At 35.0% G+C, this 26167-nt stretch carries 22 protein-coding genes, 2 tRNA genes and 1 rRNA gene; 14 read left to right on the top strand and 11 right to left on the bottom strand.

Translation table 11 applies throughout. The features are described 5' to 3' along the window. Positions 1-160 precede the first annotated feature (160 nt). The 8 genes from uvrA (at position 161) to BLW20_RS00940 (ending at position 8946) form a co-directional block, all read left to right on the top strand. The gene (gene uvrA, locus BLW20_RS00975) at positions 161-2962 is read left to right on the top strand and encodes an excinuclease ABC subunit UvrA (RefSeq protein ID WP_091095412.1); all 2802 of its coding nucleotides are present in this window, start codon (positions 161-163) and stop codon (positions 2960-2962) included. A gap of 85 nt (positions 2963-3047) precedes the next feature. After that, positions 3048-4529 carry a DUF805 domain-containing protein gene (locus BLW20_RS00970; protein WP_091095410.1) on the top strand — a complete coding sequence of 494 codons (1482 nt, stop codon included), beginning with the start codon at positions 3048-3050 and terminating at the stop codon, positions 4527-4529. 5 nt (positions 4530-4534) lie between these two features. Beyond that, the gene (locus BLW20_RS00965) at positions 4535-4906 is read left to right on the top strand and encodes a VOC family protein (protein ID WP_091095408.1); all 372 of its coding nucleotides are present in this window, start codon (positions 4535-4537) and stop codon (positions 4904-4906) included. Between the two features lie 67 nt (positions 4907-4973). Next, positions 4974-5672 (top strand): response regulator transcription factor, encoded by a 699-nt coding sequence (locus BLW20_RS00960; RefSeq protein ID WP_091095405.1) that lies wholly within the window; start codon positions 4974-4976, stop codon positions 5670-5672. Further along, positions 5669-7045 carry a sensor histidine kinase gene (locus BLW20_RS00955; RefSeq protein WP_091095403.1) on the top strand — a complete coding sequence of 459 codons (1377 nt, stop codon included), beginning with the start codon at positions 5669-5671 and terminating at the stop codon, positions 7043-7045. The genes BLW20_RS00960 and BLW20_RS00955 overlap by 4 nt, the downstream gene beginning before the upstream one ends. A 110-nt stretch (positions 7046-7155) precedes the next feature. After that, complete coding sequence (locus BLW20_RS00950; RefSeq protein WP_091095401.1) at positions 7156-7662, top strand: adenine nucleotide alpha hydrolase family protein; 507 nt, start codon at positions 7156-7158, stop codon at positions 7660-7662. Then, entirely contained in the window at positions 7659-8147 is a 489-nt protein-coding gene (locus tag BLW20_RS00945; RefSeq protein WP_091095399.1) for a hypothetical protein, read from the top strand. The genes BLW20_RS00950 and BLW20_RS00945 overlap by 4 nt, the downstream gene beginning before the upstream one ends. Beyond that, positions 8131-8946 (top strand): YoaK family protein, encoded by an 816-nt coding sequence (locus tag BLW20_RS00940; protein WP_091095397.1) that lies wholly within the window; start codon positions 8131-8133, stop codon positions 8944-8946. Before BLW20_RS00945 ends, BLW20_RS00940 begins: the two co-directional genes overlap by 17 nt. A gap of 53 nt (positions 8947-8999) precedes the next feature. On the opposite strand, the gene BLW20_RS00935 is transcribed toward BLW20_RS00940, so the two are convergent. From BLW20_RS00935 to rlmD, 3 genes are all read right to left on the bottom strand, one after another. Continuing rightward, entirely contained in the window at positions 9000-9740 is a 741-nt protein-coding gene (locus BLW20_RS00935) for a DUF6048 family protein (RefSeq protein ID WP_143037710.1), read from the bottom strand. Next, complete coding sequence (locus BLW20_RS00930; RefSeq protein WP_091095393.1) at positions 9694-10188, bottom strand: DUF6452 family protein; 495 nt, start codon at positions 10186-10188, stop codon at positions 9694-9696. The genes BLW20_RS00935 and BLW20_RS00930 overlap by 47 nt, the downstream gene beginning before the upstream one ends. Before the next feature lie 73 nt (positions 10189-10261). Continuing rightward, positions 10262-11674, bottom strand: coding sequence for a 23S rRNA (uracil(1939)-C(5))-methyltransferase RlmD (rlmD, locus tag BLW20_RS00925; protein ID WP_091095391.1), 1413 nt, complete (start codon positions 11672-11674; stop codon positions 10262-10264). 140 nt (positions 11675-11814) lie between these two features. Here rlmD and BLW20_RS00920 point away from each other — a divergent pair, with 140 nt between their 5' ends. The 6 genes from BLW20_RS00920 to BLW20_RS00895 all read left to right on the top strand — a co-directional run bounded on the left by BLW20_RS00920 (position 11815) and on the right by BLW20_RS00895 (position 18937). Further along, positions 11815-12828: a DHH family phosphoesterase gene (locus BLW20_RS00920; RefSeq protein WP_091095389.1), complete on the top strand. Its 1014-nt coding sequence runs from the start codon at positions 11815-11817 to the stop codon at positions 12826-12828. A 4-nt stretch (positions 12829-12832) separates the two neighbouring features. Further along, positions 12833-13369 (top strand): gliding motility-associated peptidyl-prolyl isomerase GldI, encoded by a 537-nt coding sequence (gene gldI / locus BLW20_RS00915; protein WP_091095387.1) that lies wholly within the window; start codon positions 12833-12835, stop codon positions 13367-13369. Positions 13370-13371: 2 nt separating this feature from the next. Then, a complete protein-coding gene (locus tag BLW20_RS00910) occupies positions 13372-14436 on the top strand; it encodes a peptidylprolyl isomerase (protein WP_091095385.1) in 1065 nt (354 codons plus the stop codon). 13 nt (positions 14437-14449) lie between these two features. Then, on the top strand, positions 14450-15526 hold the full coding sequence (locus BLW20_RS00905) for a peptidylprolyl isomerase (RefSeq protein WP_091095383.1): 1077 nt from the start codon (positions 14450-14452) through the stop codon (positions 15524-15526). Positions 15527-15602: 76 nt separating this feature from the next. After that, on the top strand, positions 15603-17144 hold the full coding sequence (locus BLW20_RS00900) for a M28 family peptidase (protein WP_091095381.1): 1542 nt from the start codon (positions 15603-15605) through the stop codon (positions 17142-17144). Between the two features lie 203 nt (positions 17145-17347). After that, a complete protein-coding gene (locus BLW20_RS00895) occupies positions 17348-18937 on the top strand; it encodes a T9SS type A sorting domain-containing protein (protein WP_091095379.1) in 1590 nt (529 codons plus the stop codon). Positions 18938-18971: 34 nt separating this feature from the next. Here the strand turns inward: BLW20_RS00895 and bshA are convergent, their stop codons facing one another. The 8 genes from bshA to rrf form a co-directional block, all read right to left on the bottom strand. Next, positions 18972-20105: an N-acetyl-alpha-D-glucosaminyl L-malate synthase BshA gene (gene bshA / locus BLW20_RS00890; RefSeq protein WP_091095377.1), complete on the bottom strand. Its 1134-nt coding sequence runs from the start codon at positions 20103-20105 to the stop codon at positions 18972-18974. Positions 20106-20123: 18 nt separating this feature from the next. Then, positions 20124-23009 carry a glycoside hydrolase family 3 N-terminal domain-containing protein gene (locus BLW20_RS00885; RefSeq protein ID WP_091095375.1) on the bottom strand — a complete coding sequence of 962 codons (2886 nt, stop codon included), beginning with the start codon at positions 23007-23009 and terminating at the stop codon, positions 20124-20126. Between the two features lie 216 nt (positions 23010-23225). Beyond that, positions 23226-23301: transfer RNA gene (locus BLW20_RS00880), tRNA-His, on the bottom strand. A gap of 39 nt (positions 23302-23340) precedes the next feature. Further along, positions 23341-23416, bottom strand: a tRNA-His gene (locus tag BLW20_RS00875). Positions 23417-23480: 64 nt separating this feature from the next. Further along, the gene (bshB1, locus tag BLW20_RS00870) at positions 23481-24197 is read right to left on the bottom strand and encodes a bacillithiol biosynthesis deacetylase BshB1 (protein ID WP_091095373.1); all 717 of its coding nucleotides are present in this window, start codon (positions 24195-24197) and stop codon (positions 23481-23483) included. Positions 24198-24261: 64 nt separating this feature from the next. Further along, complete coding sequence (locus BLW20_RS00865) at positions 24262-25317, bottom strand: isochorismate synthase (protein ID WP_091095371.1); 1056 nt, start codon at positions 25315-25317, stop codon at positions 24262-24264. Beyond that, positions 25314-25733: a PaaI family thioesterase gene (locus BLW20_RS00860; protein ID WP_091095369.1), complete on the bottom strand. Its 420-nt coding sequence runs from the start codon at positions 25731-25733 to the stop codon at positions 25314-25316. Before BLW20_RS00860 ends, BLW20_RS00865 begins: the two co-directional genes overlap by 4 nt. Before the next feature lie 127 nt (positions 25734-25860). Further along, positions 25861-25972: ribosomal RNA gene (gene rrf / locus BLW20_RS00855) — 5S ribosomal RNA — on the bottom strand. Positions 25973-26167: the final 195 nt, after the last annotated feature.

Genomic DNA, 26167 nt, shown 5'->3' with positions numbered 1-26167 from the left:
ATAGGCTTCTTTTTTTTAAGAGTTATGAACAAATATATAAAAAAATATTTCTTAAAAAAAACTTAATAAAAATATTATTGATTTTTTTTAAAATTATTGTAGCACAACCACAAAGCATCTTCTCTTAATAATTCGTAAATTTGTAGTTATTTTATAAAAAATGAAAAAACCAGATTTTTCTACAATCGATCCAAAACAAAATATCATTATAAAGGGTGCACATCTACATAATTTAAAAAATATAGATGTGGTTATTCCGCGCAATAAAATGGTTGTCATTACCGGTTTATCGGGTTCTGGTAAATCAAGTTTGGCTTTTGATACCTTATACGCCGAAGGTCAGCGACGTTACGTGGAAAGTTTGTCTTCTTATGCTCGGCAATTTCTTGGTCGTATCAACAAGCCCAAAGTAGAATATATAAAAGGTATTGCACCGGCTGTTGCTATTGAACAAAAAGTGAACACTACCAATGCACGGTCAACCGTGGGTACATCAACCGAAATTTATGATTACTTAAAATTGCTTTACGCACGCATTGGTCGTACTTTTTCTCCAATTTCGGGTAATGAAGTAAAGAAACACACAGTAACCGATGTTACTGATACGGTTAAAACGTTCGACAAAACCTCTAAATGGTTATTGCTTGCACCGATTTACGAATTGAAAGAACGGTCTGTTATCGATCAATTAAAAATAGCTTTACAACAAGGCTTTGCACGTTTATTTTATAAAAACGAAACACACAGGATTGATGAATTTATAGAACAGTTTTCTCCAAAAACCATTAAAGCAGCTAATGTACAGTTGATTATTGACCGCTTGGTTGTCCGTCACGAAGAAGATTTTTACAATCGTTTATCAGATGCTGTGGATACGGCGTTTTTTGAAGGAAAAGGTGTTTTGTATCTTTATGAATTGGGAACAGGAAATCAATTAGAGTTTAACAATAAATTTGAACTGGACGGCATCACGTTTTTAGAACCAAATGTTCATTTATTCAGTTTCAACAATCCGTATGGTGCTTGTCCAAAATGCGATGGTTTTGGCACCACTATTGGTATCGACGAAGATCTGGTCGTTCCAAATACCGCATTATCTGTTTATGAAAACGCGATTTATCCGTGGCGTGGAGAAAGCATGTCGTGGTACCGCGATCAATTGGTAAATAATTCTCATAAATTCGATTTCCCTATTCACAAACCTTATTATGAATTATCTGACGATCAGAAAAAATTAATTTGGGAAGGAAACAGTTATTTCACCGGTTTAAATGATTTTTTTAAAGATTTAGAAGCCAATAATTATAAAATTCAAAACAGGGTAATGCTTTCACGTTACCGAGGAAAAACAAAGTGTACCGTTTGTCACGGAAAACGTTTACGACCTGAAGCTAATTACGTGAAAATTGCCGGTAAAACCATTTCTGATTTAGTTGACTTGCCAATTAATGAATTACGCGATTTCTTTAAAACCGTTCAGTTAAATGAATTTGAAGAAAAAGTTGCCAAACGTTTACTGCTTGAAATCAACAACCGCTTACAGTTTTTAAGCGATGTGGGGTTAGATTACCTGACCATAAACCGTAAATCTTCAACACTTTCGGGCGGTGAATCGCAACGCATTAATCTGGCAACCTCATTGGGAAGTAGTTTGGTAGGTTCTATGTATATTTTAGACGAACCAAGTATTGGTCTGCATTCACGTGATTCTGAAAAATTAATCGATGTGCTTAAAAATCTTCGCGATTTGGGCAACACCGTTATCATTGTGGAACACGATGAAGATGTTATGAAGGCTGCGGATGAAATCATCGACATTGGTCCTGAAGCGGGTGTGCTTGGCGGTGAGTTGGTGGCGCAAGGTACGTTTGATGAAATTTTAAAGAGCGATACATTAACTGCCAATTATTTAAACGGGACCTTAAAAATTGAAGTACCTGAAAAACGCAGACCGGTTAAAAACGTTATTGAGGTAAAAGGCGCACGGGAAAACAATTTAAAAAATATTGATGTTGTATTTCCGTTAGATTGTTTAACCATGGTTACAGGTGTTTCGGGTAGCGGAAAATCAACTTTGGTTAAAAAGATTTTGTATCCTGCAATAGAAAAACATTTAACCGGAACGAGTGAAAAAGCCGGACAATTCAACGGAATAACAGGTTCGTTTTCGCACATTAAACACATAGAATACGTAGATCAAAATCCTATTGGTAAAAGCTCGCGTTCTAATCCCATTTCATATATTAAAGCCTATGATGACATCAGAGATTTGTTTTCAAAACAAAAGCTTTCAAAAATAAGAAACTACCAACCCAAACATTTTTCTTTTAACGTAGACGGCGGTCGTTGCGAAGTTTGTAAAGGCGATGGTGTGGTGACCATTGAAATGCAGTTTATGGCAGATGTTCATTTAGAGTGTGATGCTTGTAAAGGAAAACGTTTTAAAAAAGAAGTTCTTGAAGTACATTTTGAAGGAAAAAACATTTATGATATTTTGACGTTAACAGTCGATGAATCCATTGAATTTTTTACAAAAAATAATCAGGAAAAAATAGCACAGAAAATTCAGCCTCTGCAAGATGTTGGTTTGGGATATGTTGCATTGGGGCAATCCTCGTCAACTTTATCGGGCGGTGAAGCACAACGTGTAAAACTGGCTACTTTCTTAGGAAAAGGAGCGGTTAAAGAACGAGCATTGTTTATTTTTGATGAACCCACCACAGGTTTACATTTCCACGATATTCAGAAATTATTACAATCGTTTCAGGCATTGATAGAAAAAGGGCATTCAATTATTGTTATTGAACACAATTTAGACATGGTAAAATGTGCCGATTATGTGATTGATATCGGTCCCGATGGTGGTAAAAATGGTGGAACCGTTGTTGCTGCCGGAACGCCCGAAGAAATTGCAAAAAATAAAAAATCAGTTACCGGAAAGTATTTGAAAGAGAAGTTGTAGATAATCATTTGTTTTTTAATATTTATCACTATTTTTAGTACCTTGAAACGATAAAAACGACGAGTAAAAACATTGCTATTTATTAATGATTAACTATTACGTTGTATTAGAAATTCCGAATTTTTCTGATGAAGCCGTCATTAAGAAAGCGTACCGAACGTTGTCTAAAAAATATCATCCCGATATTAATAAAGATCCGTTTGCCACTACCTATTTCCTGAAAATTAATGAAGCTTACGATTTTTTAATGGATGCCAACAAACGCATGTTGCTGCATCAGTATTTACACGCGGTAGCAAATCAAGCATCAACAAAAACAAATTACACTCAAAGTAATCTACAAAAAAACAGGCAGTATTCCCCTCCGGTTACCAAACCTTTAATTCATGTTTTTCAGGTAAATAAAAAACATTTTGCTGTAAATGACCTTGTTCTTTTGCAGTGGAATGTGAGCCAATGTAAGGCTGTACATATAAATGTGCTGGGCAATGTTTCTTTTGCCGGAACCCATTATTTAAAAATGGATCATTTTGCTGATGAAATCATTATTTTAATGACCATTACAGGTCTAGATAACACAGCATACAAATATCAAATAAAACTTTTATACGATAATAGCAATCCGGCAGAAAAGGCATTTCAAAAAATAAAATTGCAGTTTCCTGATGTGGACGAAGCTCATTTTAAAAAGGAGACGTTTTTTGGAATGAATGCCCGTATCAATAAAAATGAGTTTAAAAACCGGCTTGTCTTTTTGAGTATTCCAATGGTTTTAAATACGTTTTTGTTTTTATTTTCAACCATACAAATAGTATCCTTTTTAATACATATAGTACTTCTTTGGGTTATTTTTAGCCAGTGTTACAAAAGAATACACGATATAGAAAAGTTAAAAAACAATGTGTGGCAATTGTTTATTCCTTTGTATAATCTTTTTCTCGTGAAAGAATTGTTGGTCTCAGATAGCGAAGCCACCGAAAATAAATTTGGATTACCGCCTAAACAGTCAAGCAAGACCTTTTTAAATTGGATTTCAGATAAGCTGAAACAACTAAATAACCGAATGCCTTTTATCTATAAGATATCATTTGGATCTTTTGCACTTTTGGTACTACTGGTCTTTTTTAAAACGATTAAAAGCTTTAATGAAACAGAAGTACGGTTAACATCGCATTACATAGAAACTTCCAGACCGCAATCGAACGGGCGTATATACAGAGATTATTTTGTGGTTTTTAATGATGAAATTTCAGTAAATGTTACCGAAAATGATTTTTATGAAATTTTATCAAAAAGAAAATACGATACGTACAAGATTGCAAGAAATAATACAAATGAAATTCAATACGTTCGGTTAATCAATTCAAATACCGATAAAGACACCCGAATTAATTTTGGTGTTTTGCATAGTTCTAATCCATTATTGCTACTTATTTCTTTGCTTTTCTTAAGTCAGTTATATGTTTTTAATAACTTAACAGCACCAAATGAATTAGCATTTACTAAGGGATACATGTTTTTTTCGTTTATGGTGTATCTTTACGGTATATATCACACCATTTTTTAATTATTATGAGCTTAAAAACGAACAATATAACAACTTTTATTTCTGCCGGAAGCGATTTACAGAAAGCAATTGAATTTTATACCGAAATAGGGTTTTCTCTAGATTATACTGATGATGAAATTGCCATTATGATTATTGATGAAAACAAAATTATTCTCCAAAAATATCCTGCAGAGTGGATGCATGGTAATTTTATGATTATTCTTGAGGTTAACGATGCCGATGCTTGGTATGAGAAGCTTAAAAAATTAAATCTTAATCAGAAATATCCCGGGTCCAATGTACGTGAACCTCAGAATTTTCCGTGGGGAAAACGCGTTTGTCATTTAATAGATTTAAATGGCGTTCTATGGCATATATCGGCAGTCATTAAATAAATTCTAATGCAATTTTAATGAATGTTAAATGAACAAATTTTATTTTTGACAATTACAGCTAAAAATAATGAGTACAATATTAATAATTGAAGATGAACAACACGTAGCCGACCTGATTAAGCAAAGTTTGGAAGAAGAGGGTTATAAAGTACTCCATGCTGCTGATGGTTTAAAAGGAATAGAATTAATTAAAACCAAAAATATCCAGCTGGTAATATTAGATATTTTACTGCCAAAAATGAATGGGTTGGAAGTTTGCAGACAGATACGTAATGACGGATATACCGAGCTTCCCGTACTTATTTTAACGGCTTTGGGTAGTGCAGAAAATATTGTTTTAGGTTTTGATACCGGTGCCGATGATTATTTGGCTAAACCTTTTAAGTTGATTGAACTGAAAGCCCGAATTAAAAATCTTTTAAGACGAAGTGAATTTTTTGACGCAAACGGTTCTGTTATAAACGATGTGTACAAATTTGCCGATTTAGAACTAAACGACTACACCAAAAAAGTAACCCGCAACAACAATGAAGTTTCATTAACCTCTACAGAATACCGCTTGCTGTTAGAGTTTATGAAAAAACCTACAAAGGTTTTAAACCGTGGCGATTTATTGGATAACGTTTGGGGAATAAATTTTGACAACGGCACAAACGTGGTAGATGTTTACGTAAATTACCTGCGTAAAAAGCTTGATAAATTCGGAACCAAAAAGTTAATACACACCGTTACCGGTATGGGGTATGTTTTAAAAAACGATGCATGAAAACGTATAACAAAACAGTGTTGACAATTGTACTGATTTTTGTTGTTTACACTTTAATTTTTACCGGCTACATTTACTATTCTTTTTCAAACTTTGCTTTTGAAGATTTCTACAAACGTTTAGAATTAAGAGCCGGAACCATTGCTACCATGAAATTGGGTGAACCAGCTGAATCACTTAAAGTAAAAGAAACCTATGAAAATTTTTTAGAAAACCTTCCCAACCAAAAGTATTATATTTTACCGGTTCAGAACAACCGGATTGCAGACAAAATTCCGGCGGAAATTCCTTTTAAAGTAATAAGTAATACCTTAAAAAGCACCTCTTTTAATCACAACAAGGCAGATCAGTTTTATACAGGATTAATTTATAAAGATGCCCAAAAAAACGAGTATGTTGTAGTGGTTTCGGCAGAAAATTATTTTTACAGCCACCATATCATTTATCTGCGTAACTTATTAATAACATCACTGCTGTTTTCTCTGTTTCTCATTTTCGTTATTTCTCATTTTGTGCTTCGTACGTTAATTCGCCCCGTAAAATCCATCATTAAAGAAGTAAATAAAATAGGGTCGGAAAATTTACACCTTCGGTTGGAAGTATCAGCCATAAAACATAAAGATCCCATAAGCGAACTTAAATATACGTTTAACGATATGTTAAACAGAATTGAGACATCTTTTGAAACCCAGAAGAATTTTATAAGCAACGCTTCGCACGAATTAAACACACCGCTGACATCGATCATAGGCGAGGCGGATCTGATTCTTTCTAAAGAACGGTCGATTCCCGAATACGAAAAAGCACTGACGAATATTTTGCTGGAAGCCGAAAAATTAGAAGAGAAAACCAAAGCCCTGCTTTTTTTAGCCCGCACAGGTTATACCGAAAATACCCAACGTTTTGATAAAGTGCGTGTTGACGAAATTTTAATGGAAGTGCAACAAAACCTGTTAAAGGTAAACAAGAATTTAAAAATTAAGATGGATTTTAGCCTGTTACCCGAAAGTCCTGAAAAACTGAAAATAAAAGGAAATCAGCAGCTGCTTCACCTGGCTATTTCAAACATTATATCGAACGCCTGCAAATATTCAGACAATAACGAGGTTTATCTTGCGCTGGGTGCTACCGAACAATCTGTTGTGATTGTTGTTAAAGACAACGGTATCGGTATTCCCGAATCGGAAATGCCTTATATTTTTGATCCATATTTTCGTGCATCGAACACCTTTAATTACGAAGGTTACGGCATTGGGCTACCTTTAAGCCGCAACATTATTAAAATGCACAATGGCGAATTGCTTATTAAATCTGTCGAAAAAATAGGGACTACCGTTCAAATTATTTTACCAACGGGAAACTACCAGCTGTAATTCTAATAACATTTTAATAACTGCCTGTTTTTCTAATAACTTTATAATTTCATTTTTAAATCCTTCTAATACCTGCGGTCGTAATTTTGTTTCAAACATTATTTAAAAAGATGAACGCAGTAAAAAAAGTTTTGATTCCTACCGATTTCAATGTTAAATCGTTAAATGTATTGTTAGAATTTTTAAGAAGAAACCCAGCCGACCAATTTGAAGTTACATTGGCGCACGGGTATGATATGTCTTATTCGATATCGGATTTGCTCTTTTATTCGGAATATAAACTTCTTAAAAAAATTCAGTCCGAAGAATTTCGAGAATCATGTAAACTGATCGAAAACACCTACCAGTCGCGCTTAACAAAAATAAAATTTGGCATTTTAACGGGAAGTACCAAACGTTACGTTAAAAATTATTTGGAAGCAAATAAGATAGACTGTATTGTTTGCAGTAACGATTACAAGATGAAGTTTAAATCAAAAAACAGTTTTAACCTGCTGCCTTATTTAAAAGCTTCAAAAGTAGCATTGATTAATATAGAAAGTACACAGAATGTTGTGTCAGAACTGGAACATTCGGAACAGCTTGCCGATGTTTTATTATCAGGTATAGAACAATGAAAAAAACAGTACCAATAGCTTATAGTTTAATTTTAATAGTGTTGCTGTGTTCTGGAACCGCACTGATTAAGGGCAATAGTCCTGAAGATCTGATTGTAGGTAAATGGAAAGAAGTAGCATGGAATTTTGAACGTATAAGTGTAGATTCTGCAAAGTTAGACGGTAACTTGCTGTCTTATCAGAAAAAGGAGCTGTACAATAACATGATGATTCATCAGGCAGAAGAATGGGAGTTTTGTAACAAAAAACAATTAACCTTAAAGTCTAAAGACCCGTTTGAAGAAAAAAAGCTGAAATGGTTTTTAAAAGGCAGAGGAAATATTTTAGAACTTAAATACGGCAACAATACCGTAGAAAGTTACCAGGTACATAAGCTAACCAAAGATACAATGGTTATTTATTACAATTTTGATTTACAAATGAGGGGAAGCGTAAAAATTACCTTTAAAAAAGTACAAGAACAAGATTATGCTCAGAAAATATAGTACACACAGAACACATAAAGATAATTTGAAAATTGGCGGGCTTACTGCTTTTTCGGCAGGAATGGTCAATGTTATATCTGTCATCGTATTTTTTGCTTTTACATCAAACATCACGGGACATTATGCTGTTTTTGCACAGGAACTTGCTAAAGGAAACTGGTTTCAGGCAGCTATTGTCATTCTGTGGATTATACTATTCTTTTTTGGAAGCTTCACATCAAACTTTGTCATTATTCATGGAAACAAATACATTGGCAGATATTTATCGCACGCGATACCAATTATTCTGGAAATTATTTGTTTACTTGTAGTTGGAATTTACCTTCAGAACTTTTATACCGAAAGTTTACAGGAAACCGAATTTTTAGTTGGATTATTGTTATTTGCAATGGGATTACAAAACGGATTAACCGCAAGTATTTCTAATTCGGCAGTAAAAACAACCCATTTAACAGGGTTGACTACCGATCTGGCTATTGCACTTTCCATGATTACTAAAAAGCATTACCGAAAAGACGAAAAAGTAATTGAAAAAATTCAGCTTTTAAGTTCAATTATGTTTTTTTATGTAATTGGTGGCGTAATTACGGGCATACTTTACAACACTATTCGAAACTACACCTTTTACATTGTGTGTTTTGTTTTAACTGTGATTATTTTCTACGATTATTATAAATTAACTGTTTTGAAATACAATCATAAAAAGTTTTTTAGCTTAAAACAAGAAGTTAGAGAACGTAAAAACAACATTCAGGAAGAGCAAAATTCTAACATAACGGAACAAAACACCTGTTATTAAAAGATAATATAATTAGTTTACATGTAAGAAAAAACGCTAAGGTCTGAGAAACTTTAGCGTTTTTTAATTTCATTTTCTTGTTGTTTAACAGGCTGAATAATTTTCTTTTTAAAAGGGATCATATAGCTGATGCCGTATCCAAAACCAACACCAATATTTCCGCTGTATTTTTGTCCGAATCCCGGGTAGTAAAGATTTTCAAAACCTTCGGGTTGTTTTTGGTAGAACAATCCTTTTAACTGAACATTCATTCCGATATATAAATTATCAACCACTTCAGCCTTTATGCCGACAATCATTTCTAACCAATGAGCCATCAATCCGGTTGATTTCAATTCGGGATACTGCATTTCTTCATCAAAATAGGCATCACCCGTATTTATTCGGTAACTATGCAGTGTTTGACTATGCAAACTAAAACCATACCGACCACCAACATAAATTAAATTATTCATATCCAGCCAGTTTTGGTGAAAGTTTTTTTCGGCTCCAATTTTTAAAAACATTCCATCGGTAGTATATGAAAGCTGATCGTCTGTTTTTAAACGGTTTTCATAACCGGCTTCAGCAGCCAGGTACCAGCGTTTATTGTATCGATAATCGGCAGAGATTTCAAAACCTTTATAATCTTTATCCCAAAAATTGCGCGATGCTTTTATTAAATCGGTACCAATACGCAATCCGTATATTTCCGGATATACCTGCGGAACTTGTTCTTGTGCCTGCAAAGAGCACACACAAAAAAGACTAATAATAAAGCTGAATGTGCGCATTGTTGTTTGTTGTAATTTCATTTGTTACCTTATAAATACTCTGTATCCAAGGATTATTTGTTGTATTTGGACTTTTTACGGCGTTAAATTCGTGAAAAATAGTTTTATAACCGCATGCTTTTGAAACGTATAACGCTTCCGTGGTATAAGTAAACTTTAATTCATCTTTTTTAAAGATGGTATCATTGGTTGGAGTAAGCTCGTACAGGGTTAAATTCCAATCGGTTGCATTGGTATTTATTTGTAAAGGGAGTTCAATCTTAGAAGTTCTCTCAAAAAAAAGAGTGTCCGTAAAACCATTTGCCACAGCTGCAATTTTTACTGCTTGTTTTAAGTTATCAGGTTCTATTTGGTCATATAAATCAATAATGATATTGGGTGTCTCCGATTCTTCGCCGGCACAAATATCATCTTTTTCGCAGGCTAAAAAACCAAAAATACATAAAGAAACAAACCAGATTTTTTTCATAAGGTGGATAATATACAGTAAAAATACAAAATCATTTTTAAAAAAGAGCAGCTTTACACTGCTCTTCTATATTTTATCGCTTTTCTAACAATACCACATTTTCAACATGATGTGTTTGCGGAAACATATCAACCGGACGCACCCGGGTTACTTTGTACATTTCGTCCATTAACGCCAAATCTCGTGCCTGTGTTGCCGAATTACAACTTACATAAACCACTTTTTTCGGTGCAATTTTTAAAATTTGTGCAACCACATCTTTGTGCATACCATCACGCGGTGGATCGGTAATGATCACATCGGGCTGACCGTGCCGAGCAATAAAATCGTCGTTAAACACGTTTTTCATATCGCCTACAAAAAATTCGCAGTTGGTAATGTTATTGCGGTCTGCATTTACTTTTGCATCGGCAATGGCTTCGGGTACCGCTTCAACACCAATTACTTTTTTGGCTTTTTTAGAAACAAACTGGGCAATGGTTCCCGTACCGGTATATAAATCGTAAACCAGTTCTTCACCCGTTAACCCGGCGAAATCTCTGGTAATGGAATATAACTCATAAGCCTGCTCTGAATTGGTCTGATAAAACGATTTGGCATTGATGCTAAACTGCAATCCTTCCATTTCTTCTAAAATATAATCACGACCATGATAACAAATTACCTTTTGATCGTAAATAGTATCGTTTAATTTACTGTTGATAACGTATTGCAACGATGTGATTTCAGGAAAACGATTTTTAAGGAAATCCAACAGCATTTCACGTTTTTCTTTGTCTTCTTTAAAAAACTGGATCAATACCATGATTTCTCCTGTCGATGCCGTTCTGATCATCAATGTTCTCAATAAGCCAGTATTTTCACGCGGATTATAAAATTCCAATCCGTTTTCATTTGCAAAATCACGAATTTCATTCCGAATAGCATTTGACGGATCTTGTTGCAGATAACATTTTTTGATGTCGAGAATTTTATCCCACATTTTAGGAATATGAAATCCCAAAGCATTTTCTTTTCCTAATTCTTCTCCCGACTGAATTTCAGCATCGGTTAACCAACGGGCATTAGAGAAAGAAAATTCCATCTTGTTACGGTAAAAAAACTGTTTTTCAGAACCCAGGATAGGCTCAAAATCGGGTAGTTGTATTTTTCCAATTCTTTTTAAATTGTTTTCAACTTCCTGATGTTTGTATCCCAACTGAAATTCGTAACCCATATTTTGCCATTTACAACCGCCACAAGCTCCAAAATGCTCACAAACCGGCTCTACGCGCTTATCTGATAACTTGTGAAAAGTTACCGCTTTGCCTTCGTAATATGATTTACGTTTTTTAAAGGTCTGAACATCTACCACATCTCCAGGAACCACATTGGGAATAAAAATAATTTTACCATCGTCAGCTTTTGCTACCGATACGCCTTTTGCACCTGCATCAAGGACTTCTACGTTTTCGAATACGATTTTATCTGTTTTTTTTCGTGCCATTTTGCAAAAATACTACATTGTTTAATTAAATGCTATGGCAAGCGTTATTTAGATTGTTTATAAAAATGGTTTTAAAATTTAGCACAATAAATTTCAGCAAGCTTTTTTAAAGTAACTGCTAATTTGTTTATTTTCGCAGTATGATGAACACAAATGATGTTGCGTTTTTAACCGATTTTTTAAAAACGCCGAAACAAATAGCAATAATACCGCACCGCAACCCCGATGGTGACGCTTTAGGGTCGTGTTTGGGACTTTATCACGTTTTAAAACAATTAAATCATACGGTAAAAGTTGTTTCACCAAATGAATTTCCCGAATTTATTTCGTGGCTGCCCGAAGCAGATAAGGTGTTGGTTTTTGAAAAAAATTTTGATGACTGCAAGACTTTTTTACAAGGAAGCCATTTGGTTTTTACCTTAGATTTTAATGCATTACATCGTGCAGGTGATCAAATGGGTTCTTATTTAGAAAAACTACGGAAACCTTTTGTGATGATTGACCATCATCAAATGCCCGATGGTTATGCAAAAATCACCGTTTCAGATACATCGTTTGGTTCTACCTGCGAACTTCTGTATCGCTTTTTAGAACAATTAAATTTACAACAATACATCAACACCGATGCGGCAACTTGTATTTATACAGGTATTGTTACCGATTCCGGTTCGTTTAAATTTACTAAAACCACTGGCGATACTCACCGAATTGTTGCACGATTAATTGATTTAGGTGTTGACAACCCCAAAGTACATGGCTTGTTATTCAATACATCTTCATACAATCAGCTGCAATTGTTAGGCAGAGCCTTGCAACAGTTAAAAGTAATGCCCAATCACAGTGCGGCTTATACTTTTTTAACACAGCAGGATTTAGATGAATTTCAGTATCAAAAAGGAGATACCGAAGGTATTGTAAATTACGGTTTATCGATCAAAGGCATCAATCTGGCAGCCATTTTCATTGAGAATAAAGAAGAAGGCATGATTAAAATCTCTTTTAGGTCAGAAGGTGATTTTGATGTGAATGAATTTGCCCGATCTTATTTTAACGGTGGCGGACACATTAACGCTGCCGGCGGAAAATCTTTTGACAGCTTAAATGAAACTGTTTTAAAGTTTGAAACCATTTTAAAAGAAACCAACAAACAATAACGATATGAAAAAATTAATAATGTGTTTGGCATTCACCGGTTTATTGTTTGCCTGTAAACAACCCGAAGCACGTAAACCAATCACCTATCGCTCTGGAACATTTATTAAAGAATCGGTTCAACGCAATAAAAATATCGTTCAGGACGAAGAAAAAATTATTCAGAGTGTGATAAAAAAAGATTCGGCACATCATTATTATCAATCAAATTTGGGGTTTTGGTATAAATATGATGTAGCTGTAACCACCGACAGTCTTTTGCCTAAAAAAGGAGATATCGTTAAATTAGATTTTGAAATCTACGATATAGACAACAATTTAATTTATGGTAAAGCAGAAACAGCTCCAAAAGTATATGCTATTGATAAACAAGAAATTATGGTAGGTTTGCGTCATGCCGTGAAATTAATGCACAAAGGCGAAACCATTTCGTTTATTTTTCCTTCGCACATGGCATATGGCTATTTGGGTGATAAGCAAAAAATCGGAACAAACGTTCCCCTGATCTGTAAAGTAACTCTTAACGACATTAAACCAGAATAAAAATGAAAAAGTTATTATTTCTATTTGCCTTAATTTCAGTACAGGTATTTGCACAAAAAAACAATTTAACCGATGGTTTGTACGCTAATTTTGTTACCCAAAAAGGTAGCATTACCACACAGTTATATTATAACGAAACCCCGTTAACGGTTGCCAATTTTGTTGCTTTGGCAGAAGGCAATCATCCACAAGTAAAAGCAGAATACAAAGGAAAACCTTATTACAACGGATTAAAATTTCACCGTGTTATTGCAGATTTTATGATTCAGGGAGGTGATCCTAAGGGTGATGGTTCCGGTGAGCCGGGTTATTTGTTTCCCGATGAAATTGTTCCCACATTAAAGCATGACGGTCCGGGTGTTTTGTCAATGGCAAACCGCGGGCCTAATACAAATGGTTCGCAATTTTTCATCACGCACGTTGCCACACCACATTTAGACGGCGGTTATACCATTTTTGGAAAAGTAGTTAGCGGACAAGATGTTGTTGATGCTATTCAGCAAAACGATGTGATTGAAAAAGTTGAAATCATCCGTGTGGGTAAAGAAGCCAAAAAGTTTGATGCTCCGAAAACGTTTGCTGCTACTATGGAAAAAATAAAAAAAGAAGAAGAATTAAAAAAACAACAAGCCGCAGCCTTAAAAACAGAAACAAAAAAAATGTTTGATACGTATGAGGCTCAGGCAACCGCTTTGCCATCGGGCGTAAAAGTATATGTTGCCGAAAAAGGTGCGGGAATAAAACCAACCGAAGGGGAAAATGTTTCGTTTGATTATGCCGGATATTTAGCAGACGGTAAGTTGTTTGACACCGGAATTGAAACTTTGGCAGAAAAACACGGCATTCTAAATCCGCAAAGAAAAAACGCTAATGCTTACCAACCGTTAAACTATACTTTTGGCGAAAAAGGTAATTTTATTCAGGGAATGACCGAAGGCTTGTTGCAATTAAACAAAGGCGATAAAGCGTATATTTTTATCCCGTATCAATTAGGTTATGGCGAAAGAGCCATGGGACCTATTCCGGCAAACTCAAACCTTGTTTTTTACGTAGATGTTAAACCTTAATCAATCATAAACAATGAAGAAAATTTTAGCAGTAGCTGTATTAGCAGCCACATTATTTGTTTCGTGTAAAAAAGACAACGAAACCAATCTACCCGAAGGCTTATATGCCGAAATAAACACCAGTAAAGGTAAAATTGTTGCACAGTTAGAGTACGAAAAAACGCCGTTAACTGTGGCTAATTTTGTAAGTTTAGCAGAAGGAAACAACCCTTTTGTCGATGCACAATACAAAGACAAACCTTTTTATGACGGATTGACCTTTCACCGCGTAATTGCCAATTTTATGATTCAGGGTGGTGATCCAACAGGAACCGGGGAAGGCGGACCGGGATATAAATTTGCTGATGAGTTCAACAATGATTTAAAACACGATAAACCGGGAATTTTATCAATGGCAAATGCCGGACCTAATACCAATGGCTCGCAATTCTTTATTACACACGTAGCTACACCGCATTTAGACGGAAAGCACAGTGTTTTTGGTCACGTTATTGAAGGACAAGAAGTGGTAAACACCATTGCACAAGGCGATAAAATAGAATCGGTTAAAATCATTCGTTCAGGCGATAAAGCCAAAGCTTTTGATGCACCAAAAGTGTTTAAAGAAAAACAAGATGAAAATCAAAAAAAACAGGAAGAAGCCGCTAAAGCGTTAGAAAACGTTTCAAAAGAAATGCAGGCTACTTTGGCTGATGCAAAAGCAAAAGCTACAAAAAACACTTCGGGTTTATCCTATTACATCTTTGAAAAAGGCACAAACGAAAAACCAAAAGCCGGTGATAAAATCAATGTGGCGTATGCCGGATTTTTTGAAGACGGACGTTTGTTTGATACCAGCTTAGAAGAGATTGCTACAAAATACAATATGTTAGACAACCAAAGAAAAGCAATGAACCAATACATTCCTATTCCGTTTGAATATGGTCAAAAAACAGGTTTGATTCCCGGGTTCATCGAAGGAATCGAACAGTTAAATATTGGCGACAAAGCGTATATCTTTATTCCGTCGCATTTAGGATATGGCGAAAGAGGTCAGGGAATGATTCCACCAAATACCGATTTAATTTTTGAAATTCACGTAACTAAATAATTTTCTAAAGAGGCAAAAGCCTCTTTTTTTATTTCCTATCGAAAGTTATATATTTACGAATCAAAAAATCATTCAAATGAACAAAAAATACGCCTTCTTAGGATTAACCGCATTCGTATCTGTTACTATAAATGCTCAAAATTTCCAACAAAACAAACAAGCTGTTTACAATCAAATAATTAACGAAGTTGAAACCAATAATCAATTAGAACATCTCGCATTTGAATTGTTAGACGAGATCGGTCCGCGTTTGGTGGGATCGCCCCAAATGGAACAAGCTCATAATTGGGTTGTAGCTACTTACAAAAAATGGAACATTAAAGCTGAAAACATCCCTTATGGCGAATGGAAATCATGGCAGCGTGGAACAACAGAAATTACAATGACTTCGCCAAGAATAAAATCGATTGAAGGCACACAATTGGCCTGGAATATCAATAGCAAAAAAGCCGTAGAAGCCGAAGTGGTAGCAATGCCTGTTTTTCAATCCAAAAATGATTTTGAAAATTGGGCTCGTTCTGTAAAAGGAAAAATAGTAATGATTTCACAATATCAAAAATCAGGACGTCCGGAAAATCAATGGAAAGAACACGCTACCAAAGAAGATTTTGATACCTATAAAAAAGAAAAAACAGATGATTTAACCGCTTGGAACAACAGCATTAAAGCCACCGAAAAATCGTTACGCGAGCTGGTTAAATATTTAGAGACCAAGGGTGCTGCAGGTTTTGTTCAGTCTTATAACACAGGAACAATGGGAGCTAACCGCATTTTTTACAGTTTTGCTCAAACGGTTCCAATGGTCGATGTCAGTTTAGAAGATTACGGATTGTTGTATCGATTGGCGGCAAATGGTAAAAGCCCCAAAATAAAAATCAATACACAATCAAAAAATTTAGGAACAACAAAAACTTTTAACACCATTGCAACTATTCCCGGAAAAACCAAACCGAACGAATACGTGATGCTTTCTGCTCATTTAGATTCGTGGGATGGTGCTCAGGGAGCAACCGATAACGGCACAGGAACGATTTTAATGATGGAAGTTGCCCGATTGATTCAAAAATACCACCCAAATAACGACCGTACCATTGTTATTGGTCACTGGGGAAGCGAAGAGCAAGGTTTAAACGGATCGCGTGTCTACATTATGGATCATCCTACCGAAGTACAGAAGATTAAAGTTCTTTTTAATCAAGATAGCGGTACCGGACGGATTAATTACATTGGCGGACAAGGATTTGTAAATTCATACGATTATTTAGGTAACTGGTTGCAAAGCGTACCCGAACACATTCGCAAACACATTAAAACCGATTTTCCGGGAATGCCGCAAAGCCGTGGTACAGACAATGCATCGTTTGTAGCAGCCGGAATTCCCGCTTTTAATTTAAATACACAAAACTGGGATTACGGACAATATACCTGGCATACTAACCGGGATACCTACGATAAAATTGTTTTTGAAGAACTGGAAAAAAATGTGATTACCACTACCCTATTGACTTTAGAAGCAGCGAATGATCCCAACGAAATTTCAAACGAAAAAAGGGTTTTACCAAAAGATACCGAATGGCCAACGGTAAAAGAGCCTAAACGGAGTGCTGAAGATTATTAATAAAGAAGGTGTCCCAAAAGTCAAATAATATAAGTATCGTTGTCATTCCGACGAAGGAGGAATCTCATATAGTCAGTAGTTTAGATTTTTCGCCTTCACTCCGTTTCGCTCAAAATGACACTTTTCGGACACGCTCTTTTAATTATTTCTCATTTTTTTTGTAAATTAATTTTTATATTTGATACTTAACACAAAATTTAATTATGAAATTAAAACTACTTTTCGCATTATTAATTGTTACAATAAGTAATGCACAAACACAAATTGGGCAGGATATTGTTGGAGATATGCCAGATGATAACTTTGGCTGGGGTGTTGCCCTTTCTGCCGATGGAAATGTGTTAGCTGTTTCAGCACCTAATAATGACAATAACGGAACCGATGCCGGACATATTCGGGTATATTCTAAAACATCTGGTACGTGGACACAAATAGGGCAAGATATTGAAGGACCTAACCTTGATGACAAAATAGGCTATAAAATAGCACTTTCTGACGATGGTAGTACTTTAGCTTTTTCTGCTCTCTATTCAAAATATACGATAAATAATATTAGCTATGGTGGTTTTGTAAAAGTTTATAAAAATATAAATAATTCCTGGGTACAAATGGGTCAAGAATTAAGAGAGGATGATCCAATGCCAATTTTTGGGCAAACTTTCGGATTTGGTTTGTCTTTATCTTTATCTTCAGACGGAACCACAATTGCTATTGGACAGAATAGTCCTTTAAATTATAATAATAAAGTTATTGTTTATAAATTTTCATCAGGAAATTGGACTAAACTAGGTGAAATTTCACCATTAACACATCAAGACGGGCAATCTTGGGGGGACTATGCTTGGAATGTTTCATTATCAGGTGACGGAAATACTATAGCCATTAGCGATTTAACGGGTCTTGCTACTGGTGCTTCTTCCACCGAAATAGGATATGTAGTTGTATATAAATATCTATTAGGAACATGGATAAAAGTAGGAAATACGATTTCAGGAAAAAGTTACGATACAGATTTTGGACATAGAGTAGTTCTTTCTGATAATGGGAGTGTTTTGGCAATTAGTGCAAGATATTCAGATAATAATGGTACAAATTCCGGTAACGTAGAAGTTTATAAAATTAATGGTAATAATTGGATACAGATAGGAAATGATATTGTAGGTGAAGCAGCATCAGACACTTGTGGTCAAGGTTTAGTTATATCCGCCAATGGAAATATTTTAGCAGTAGGTAGTACAGGTGCTGATACAGCAAACGGCACAGATACCGGTAAGGTGCGTGTTTTTCAAAATATACAAGGAAATTGGGTAGAACAAGGAAGTGTAATTGGTCAAAATGCTGGTGATGCAATTGGTTGGTCCATAGCTCTTTCTAAAGACGGACACAATTTAGCTATTGGAAATTATGGTAGTGGCAGCGTTGGAGCTAAACCATCAAAAAATATTGAAGAGCAACTGATTACAGATAATTTATCCATAACAAATAATTACCAAGCAAAAGGTAGTGGTACAGCAGGTTCTGTACAAGTTTATGATTTATCAGGCATTTTATCATCTGATACCTTTGTATTAGAAAATTTCAATATCTACCCTAACCCAACAACAGATATTTTAAATATTGAATTGAAAGAAAACTTAACTTTAGAAAAAGTTCTTGTTTACGATACAACCGGAAAATTGGTAAAAGAAACTACCGAAAAAACAATTAATGTAAGTGCCTTTGCAAAAGGTATATACAATGTACAGGTTGTAACCAATCAAGGTAAAGCCACCAAAAAAGTAATTGTAAAATAATACGAAACAATATCATAAAAACAAAAAAACACGCTTAAACAAGCGTGTTTTTTAATGCTTTATTGTAAATAACTTCATATAATGGAACGATTTTTTCCACACTGAATTCTTTAGAATGCTGATAGGCTTGTTCTTTAAATTGGTTTAAGGTTTCATTGTCTTTTAAAATTTGTAACGAGTGGTTTACCATTCCGTCAATATCACCAATGTTATCTAAAAACCCTGAAACACCTTGAATGTTTACTTCGGGTAATCCGCCGGTGTTTGATGAAATTACAGGAACTTTATTTGCCATTGCTTCTAAGGCTGCCAAACCAAAACTTTCGGTTTCAGACGGCAATAAAAACAAATCGGAATATTTTAAAATACTATCTATTTCTGACGAGTTTCCAAAGAAAATCACTTTATTTTCAATGCCTAAATCTTTTACTAATTGTTCTGCTTCTTGTCGTTCTGGACCATCGCCCACCATCATTAATTTTGCTGGAAGTTTTTTTTGAATGCCATTAAAGATCTGTACCACATCAAGTATTCGTTTTACTTTTCTAAAATTACTCACGTGGGTAACAATACGCTCTTCATCGTTAGCAAATAAGCTTCTTCTGCATTGAATGTGCAGATCGCCTGTGTTTTTATCTTCTATAAAGTTTGGAATTACAGCAATTTCCTTAGTAGTATCAAATAATTCGTATGTCGATTTTTTTAAATCTGCCGAAACCGACGTTACATAATCCGATTGGTTGATACTGAAACTTACCGCTGTTTTATAAAACGGATGGTTTCCTACCAACGTAATATCGGTTCCGTGCAAAGTGGTTACCATTGGCAGTTTGATGCCTTGATCAGCCAGCATTTGCTTTGCCATATAACCGGCAAAGGCGTGCGGAATGGCATAATGCACATGTAACAAATCGATACCGAATTCTTTTACCGTATCAACAATCTTACTTGATAACGCCAATTCATAAGGTTGATAATGAAACAACGGATATTCGGGCACTACCACTTCGTGATAATGAATATTTTTATTTAAAAGTGCCAAACGAACAGGCTGGCTGTACGTTATAAAATGGACTTCGTGATTGCGCTTTGCCAATTCAATACCTAATTCGGTGGCTACTACTCCACTACCTCCAAAGGTTGGATAGCAAACTATGGCTATTTTCATGTTTTAAAGTTCTGTTTGTTAATTAGTTAAAGCATCGTAAATTACTTGCTGTATGTCTTCTCGTGTATTTGCTTTTGACAATTTATTGTCATCGGCATTAGGATAAGTTCTGTTTGATAAAAACACGTAAATTAAATCTTTTTCGGGATCTGCCCACGCCATGGTTCCTGTAAAACCAGTATGTCCAAAACTTTTCATTGAAACACAGCCACACGTGGGTCCGCTTTCGCCTAATTGCGGTTTGTCAAAACCAGCTCCTCTCCTGTTCCCCTCTTTGCAATAATAACACGTATTGAAATCGTCGATGGTTTTTTGCGATAATAATCGTTCACCGTTAAAAACGCCACCATCTAAAAATAACTGCATCATTTTAGCTACATCTAACGCATTGCCAAATAAACCGGCATGCCCTGCAACACCGCCAAACATTGCCGCACCCATATCGTGTACATACCCTTGAACGGTTGTATAGCGATAATAATTATCGATTTCGGTCGGGGCAATTTGCGACAGGTCAAATTTTGTTTGCGGAAGATAGGTTAAATTGTTCGCACCTATTTTTTCGTAAAAATATTCGTTAACCAATTCATTCATTGGCTTTTTATAGTGTCTTTCAACAATTTCAGCCAACAAAATAAAGTTTAAATCGCTGTATTTATAAGTTTTCCTGCCTAATTTTGATGCAGCAATGGTTTCTAAAATTGTTTTTTTATAGCCCGATTTTAAAAACAAATTTTCTGACACCTGTGTATCAAATTCGTTTGAAAACGTATTTTTATATAAATCGGTTTTCGGTTTTCCGTTCGCGTCTAATGTTTCCTTGTAAAAAGGAATCCATGCAATTAAGCCCGAATTGTGTGTTAATAATTCTTTTACGGTAATATTTCCTTTATCTGTTTTTTTAAATTCGGGTAATAAATCACCTAATTTCTGGTCAAAACGCAACTTTCCGTCATCGTACATTTTCATTACCATGGGCAATGTTCCCAACATTTTGGTCAACGATGCCAAATCATAAATGGTTTGATTGTTAACTGCTACTTTATCAGTATAAGTCATTGTTCCAAACGATTTATTGTAAACGATTTTCCCGTTGCGAGCTACTAAAACCTGTGCTCCCGGAGTATATTTGTTTTTTACGGCTGTATTTACAAAAGCATCGATTTCTTTTAGTTTGGCTTCATCAAGACCTGCTTCGCTTGCCCTACCATAACTCAGATTTTTGTTTGCCTTAGTTGTAATTCCTTCGTTCGCTTTAAAAGCATTACCTATTGAAACCGGTAATTTTCCTGAAGCCCCCTGCATTCCAAAAAGTACATCGGTTACTTTTCTATGAGCTATAACATTGTTCTGATAACCTAAAACAACTGCTTCAAATTTAGAAAAGTCCTTAATAGCACTTAAAGCATACGGTTTTACAAAAGACACAAAAATGGTCTTATTGTTTTGGGCAATGTTCGCCAATAAATCAACTTCATTAGCTACCATATCGTGTTTTTTCCATACGCCATCAGCTTTGTGATAGCCCACAATAACCACATCAAAAGCTTTTAAATCGTCTAAATGATCCTCAATCTGATAATGATTAAACACCGTAACCTGTTGATTTGCCTGTAATGCTTCAATAAACGTATCATTCACATCATCGCCTAGTTTCACGTAAGCGATTTGTTTGGGGTCATTTGTTTTAAATGGTAAAATGTTTTTATTGTTTTTTAAAATCGTTACAATGTTTTCGTATAGCTTGTAGCTTAAATCGGTGTATTCTTGTTTATTTAAATCCTGATATAAATTTTGCGTATTGATTGGTTTATATTGATTTAAGCCTGCTTTGTATTTATACAACAGGATTTTTTTTACCGAATGTGCCAAACGTTCTTCGGTAAAATCACCGTTAGTAAAAGCTTCATTAAATTTTTCAATTGCCAAAGGAACATTTTCTGCAAAAAGCAACACATCATTCCCTGCTAAAAATGCGGCTAAATCAACTTCGCCGGGCGATTTGTAATTTGCCACACCTTTCATATTCAAGGCATCGGTAAAAATCAATCCTTTAAAATTCAGCTCCTTTTTTAAAACGTTTGTAATGGTATTGTATGACAAAGAAGTAGGAATTTTTTTATCAGGTTCTAACGCCGGAACCGACAAGTGGGCTACCATAACAGATGCCAATCCTTCTTTAATCAGTTTTTTGTAAGGATACAGTTCAATATTATCTAAACGCTTTTTATCAAAATCTATAACAGGTAAAGAATGATGCGAGTCTGTTGCGGTATCGCCATGTCCGGGAAAGTGTTTTGCAGTAGCAAATACCTGATTTTCCTGCAGACCTTTCATTAAAGCACCGGCTTTATCGGTAACATTTTCTTTAGATTCACCAAACGAACGATTGCCAATAATAGGGTTTAAAGGATTGATATTCACATCGACCACAGGTGCAAACATAAACTGAATACCCATTCGTTTTGCCTGCTCTGCCATCTGGCTTCCCATTTGTTCTATTAAATCATTGTTTTGAATGGATCCCAAAGTCATGTTCCACGGATACACATAAGTTGAATCTAACCGCATACCTAATCCCCATTCCGCATCAATTCCGACAAACAAAGGTACTTTAGAAGCAGCCTGCAATTTATTGGTGATTTTTGCCTGACGTCCCGGTCCACCCTGAAAGAAAATAACCCCACCGATATTTTTAGACTTAACTAAATCCATTAATTCATTTACGTGCTTTTCATCTCGATTTGAATAAGCTGCAACCATAAAAAGTTGTCCCACTTTTTCATTGAACGACATTTGATTGTATATGCTATCGACCCATTTATCAGGAGTTTGAAATTTTTTTTTCGGTTGTGCAAATAAAATTGATGGAGTAAGTAGTAATGCTACCCAGATTTTTTTCATAAACAGATTTAAATAAAACAATTCCAAAAATAAACTTTTGAAGTTGAATTCTATAATTTTAATTCTGAATTTTCCGTTAAAATAGTTTTTGAAGTATTATTCTGTTCAATAAGATTGTAAGAATAGCCCAGTCTGCCTGATTTAATGTATTGTTGCCTTTTGTAAGAAAAATAAAAAGGATAGAAAAAGCGATCCATTATCAGAATCGCTTTTTTCGGGTGAAAGACGGGTCTCGAACCCGCGACCTTCGGAACCACAATCCGACGCTCTAACCAACTGAGCTACAATCACCGTGTGAGAGTTTTATTTTTAAAGCCAACTCTGAGCTTTTGGGTGAAAGACGGGTCTCGAACCCGCGACCTTCGGAACCACAATCCGACGCTCTAACCAACTGAGCTACAATCACCGTATTTGTTTAACGAGTGCAAATATACAGATATTTCAATGCTTGACAAACATTTTTTTAGTTTTTTATTTCAAATCTGTTAAGCTATTGACTGCCACATATCTTTCAACTGTAAATCCTTCTGCATAATCAACAAAAACCAATCTTCCCAAATCTTTTGCCCGGTATTCAATGCTTTCTGTGAAATTTTTTGTGGCAATTGGAGAAACCGGTTCCTTTGAATTTGGATCATAAAATTGCGAACTATATGCCATTACTGCATCTATTTTCTTTTGCATGAAACCAGAAACATCTACCACGAAATCGGGTTCGATGTTTTTCCATTGAATATAATGATAGACCAATTTTGGTCTCCATTCAGTTTGAACTTTTTCATCTAAAGATGTTTCAATTCTTCTTAAACCAGATAAAAAACAAGCATCTGAAACTAATTTACTTCCCTTGCCATGATCAATATGACGGTCATCTATGGCATTACAAATAACGATTTCGGGCTTGTATTTACGGATCATTTTAATGATTTCTAACTGATGTTTTTCATCATTAACAAAAAATCCATCTTTGAAACGTAAATTCTCACGAACAGACACTCCTAAAATTTCTGCGGCTTTTGCAGCTTCCTTATCCCTGATTTCAGCCGATCCACGGGTTCCTAATTCGCCTCGGGTTAAATCTACGATCCCTATTTTTTTGCCTGTTGAAATCTCTTTTGCCAGCGTTGCTCCACAACCTAATTCAACATCATCAGGATGCGCGCCAAAGGCTAATATATCTAACTTCATTTGCTATTTTATTTTTATGATCAGATGTTTTAGTGAATTATTTGATGAATCACCTAAACACATCTTATAGAATACTTTTTACTGTTTTGCTTTTATTTACTGTTTCAAAATATTCACTTTCCGGATTGCTGTCTTTATTAATTCCGCCACCCAAAAAGAGATAAGCTTTATCGTTTATAATTTTCATACACCGCAAATTTACAAACAGATCGCTTTTATTGGAATAATCTAGGTTATTAAACTTCCATTCTCCTAAATATCCGCCGTAATACTCTCTATTGTACCCTTCATTATTAATGATAAAATCACGTGCTGCGTCCTTAGGAAAACCACATAATGCGGGTGTTGGATGCAAAGATTCAACCATCTGGCAAGCATTTTCTGGATGTATCAATTCTGCTTTAATATCTGTTTTTAAATGCAATAAAGATCCGGCACGATGTGTGTAAGGTTTGGTTTGATCGATTTTTTTTGAAAAAGATTTTAAATGATCAATGATAAAATCGGTCACAATTTGCTGTTCTTGTTGTTCTTTTTCACCCCACACCACATCTTTCATATCTATTCCGGAATCAATCATTGTACCAGCCAATGCAACGGTTTCAACAGTATCATAATTAATTTTTAACAATTGTTCGGGAGTCGCCCCCATCCACATTCCGACTTCTGGGTGATAAAACCAATACACAAAAGCGGTGGGATATTTCTTTAAAAAACGTTGAAAATAGACTTCATATTTATCTGAATGAATAGAAATTTCTTCTCTGCGTGATAAGACAACTTTTTCAAAATGATTTGATTTAATGGCTTCAATACCTTTTGAAACCAATTGAACATGAAAAGATTTATCTTTATTTGATGGTTCTAATGAGGATTCCTCTTCAGAGAACCCCACTGAAAAATGGATTTTTTCTTTTATAAGTTGACAATCTTCAGGATAAAAAACTATTTTTTCATCAGAAGAAAACGGAGCGAAAACGAAACATGATTTTGTTAATTCAGCAACCTTATTTAAAATGATAGTTTGTTGAAACCAACCATAATACGATTCTTCATTTGGTTTTCTGTAAAGAATAAAAGGTAATTGTTCAGACAACGCTTTTTTAATTAAATCGTTCATTTTCTTTTAGGTAAGATCATATTTGTTAATTTACACAAAGATATTAATTGATTGTCTTCATTGGTAATCTTAATTTCCCATAAATGCAATTTGTTACCTTTGTGAATCATTCGGGCAGTAGCAAAAACAGTACCTTCTCGCTTACTTTTTAAATGATTGGCCGAAATTTCAATTCCGCGAACTTCATATTCTTGCAAGTCAACAAAAAGCATCGAAGCAGCACTTCCCACACTTTCAGCCAAAGCAACAGATGCCCCGCCATGCAATAATCCCATTGGCTGATGCACTCTACTATTCACAGGCATTTTTGCAACGAGATAATCTTCACCAACATCAACATATTCAATATTTAAAGTACTCATTAAAGTATTTTTAGAAATAGCGTTGCACTTTTCTAAAATATCATTTTTATTCATTTAATTCTCCTTTATTATTTCAGACCCAATTTACAAACTTTTACTGATAAAATAGATTTCGATGAATTAAATTGAATATTTTATATAACCAAAAAACCCTATCCAAATAAATGGATAGGGTTTCAAAAAAAGGCGGCGACATACTCTCCCACGCTATGACGCAGTACCATCTGCGCAACCGGGCTTAACTTCTCTGTTCGGAATGGAAAGAGGTGAGCCCCGACGCTATAACCACCTTAAGTTTTTGTTTAAAGTTTAATGTTTTTTTGTTTAAGGTTCTTGAAAACTTTAAACCTTGAACTTTAAACTCTAAACGCAGCTTTGCTGCAATATTGTTAACATATTTTCGATACTTGTTTTGTAGAATCTTTATCTGATTACTGACTGCTGTCAGCATTATACAAAGCAACTCCCAGAGCACATAAGCTTACGGG

It is taken from the genome of Paenimyroides marinum (genome assembly GCF_900108395.1).
Taxonomy (GTDB): Bacteria; Bacteroidota; Bacteroidia; order Flavobacteriales; family Flavobacteriaceae; genus Flavobacterium; species Flavobacterium marinum.
This window is presented reverse-complemented; position numbering and strand designations above follow the sequence as displayed.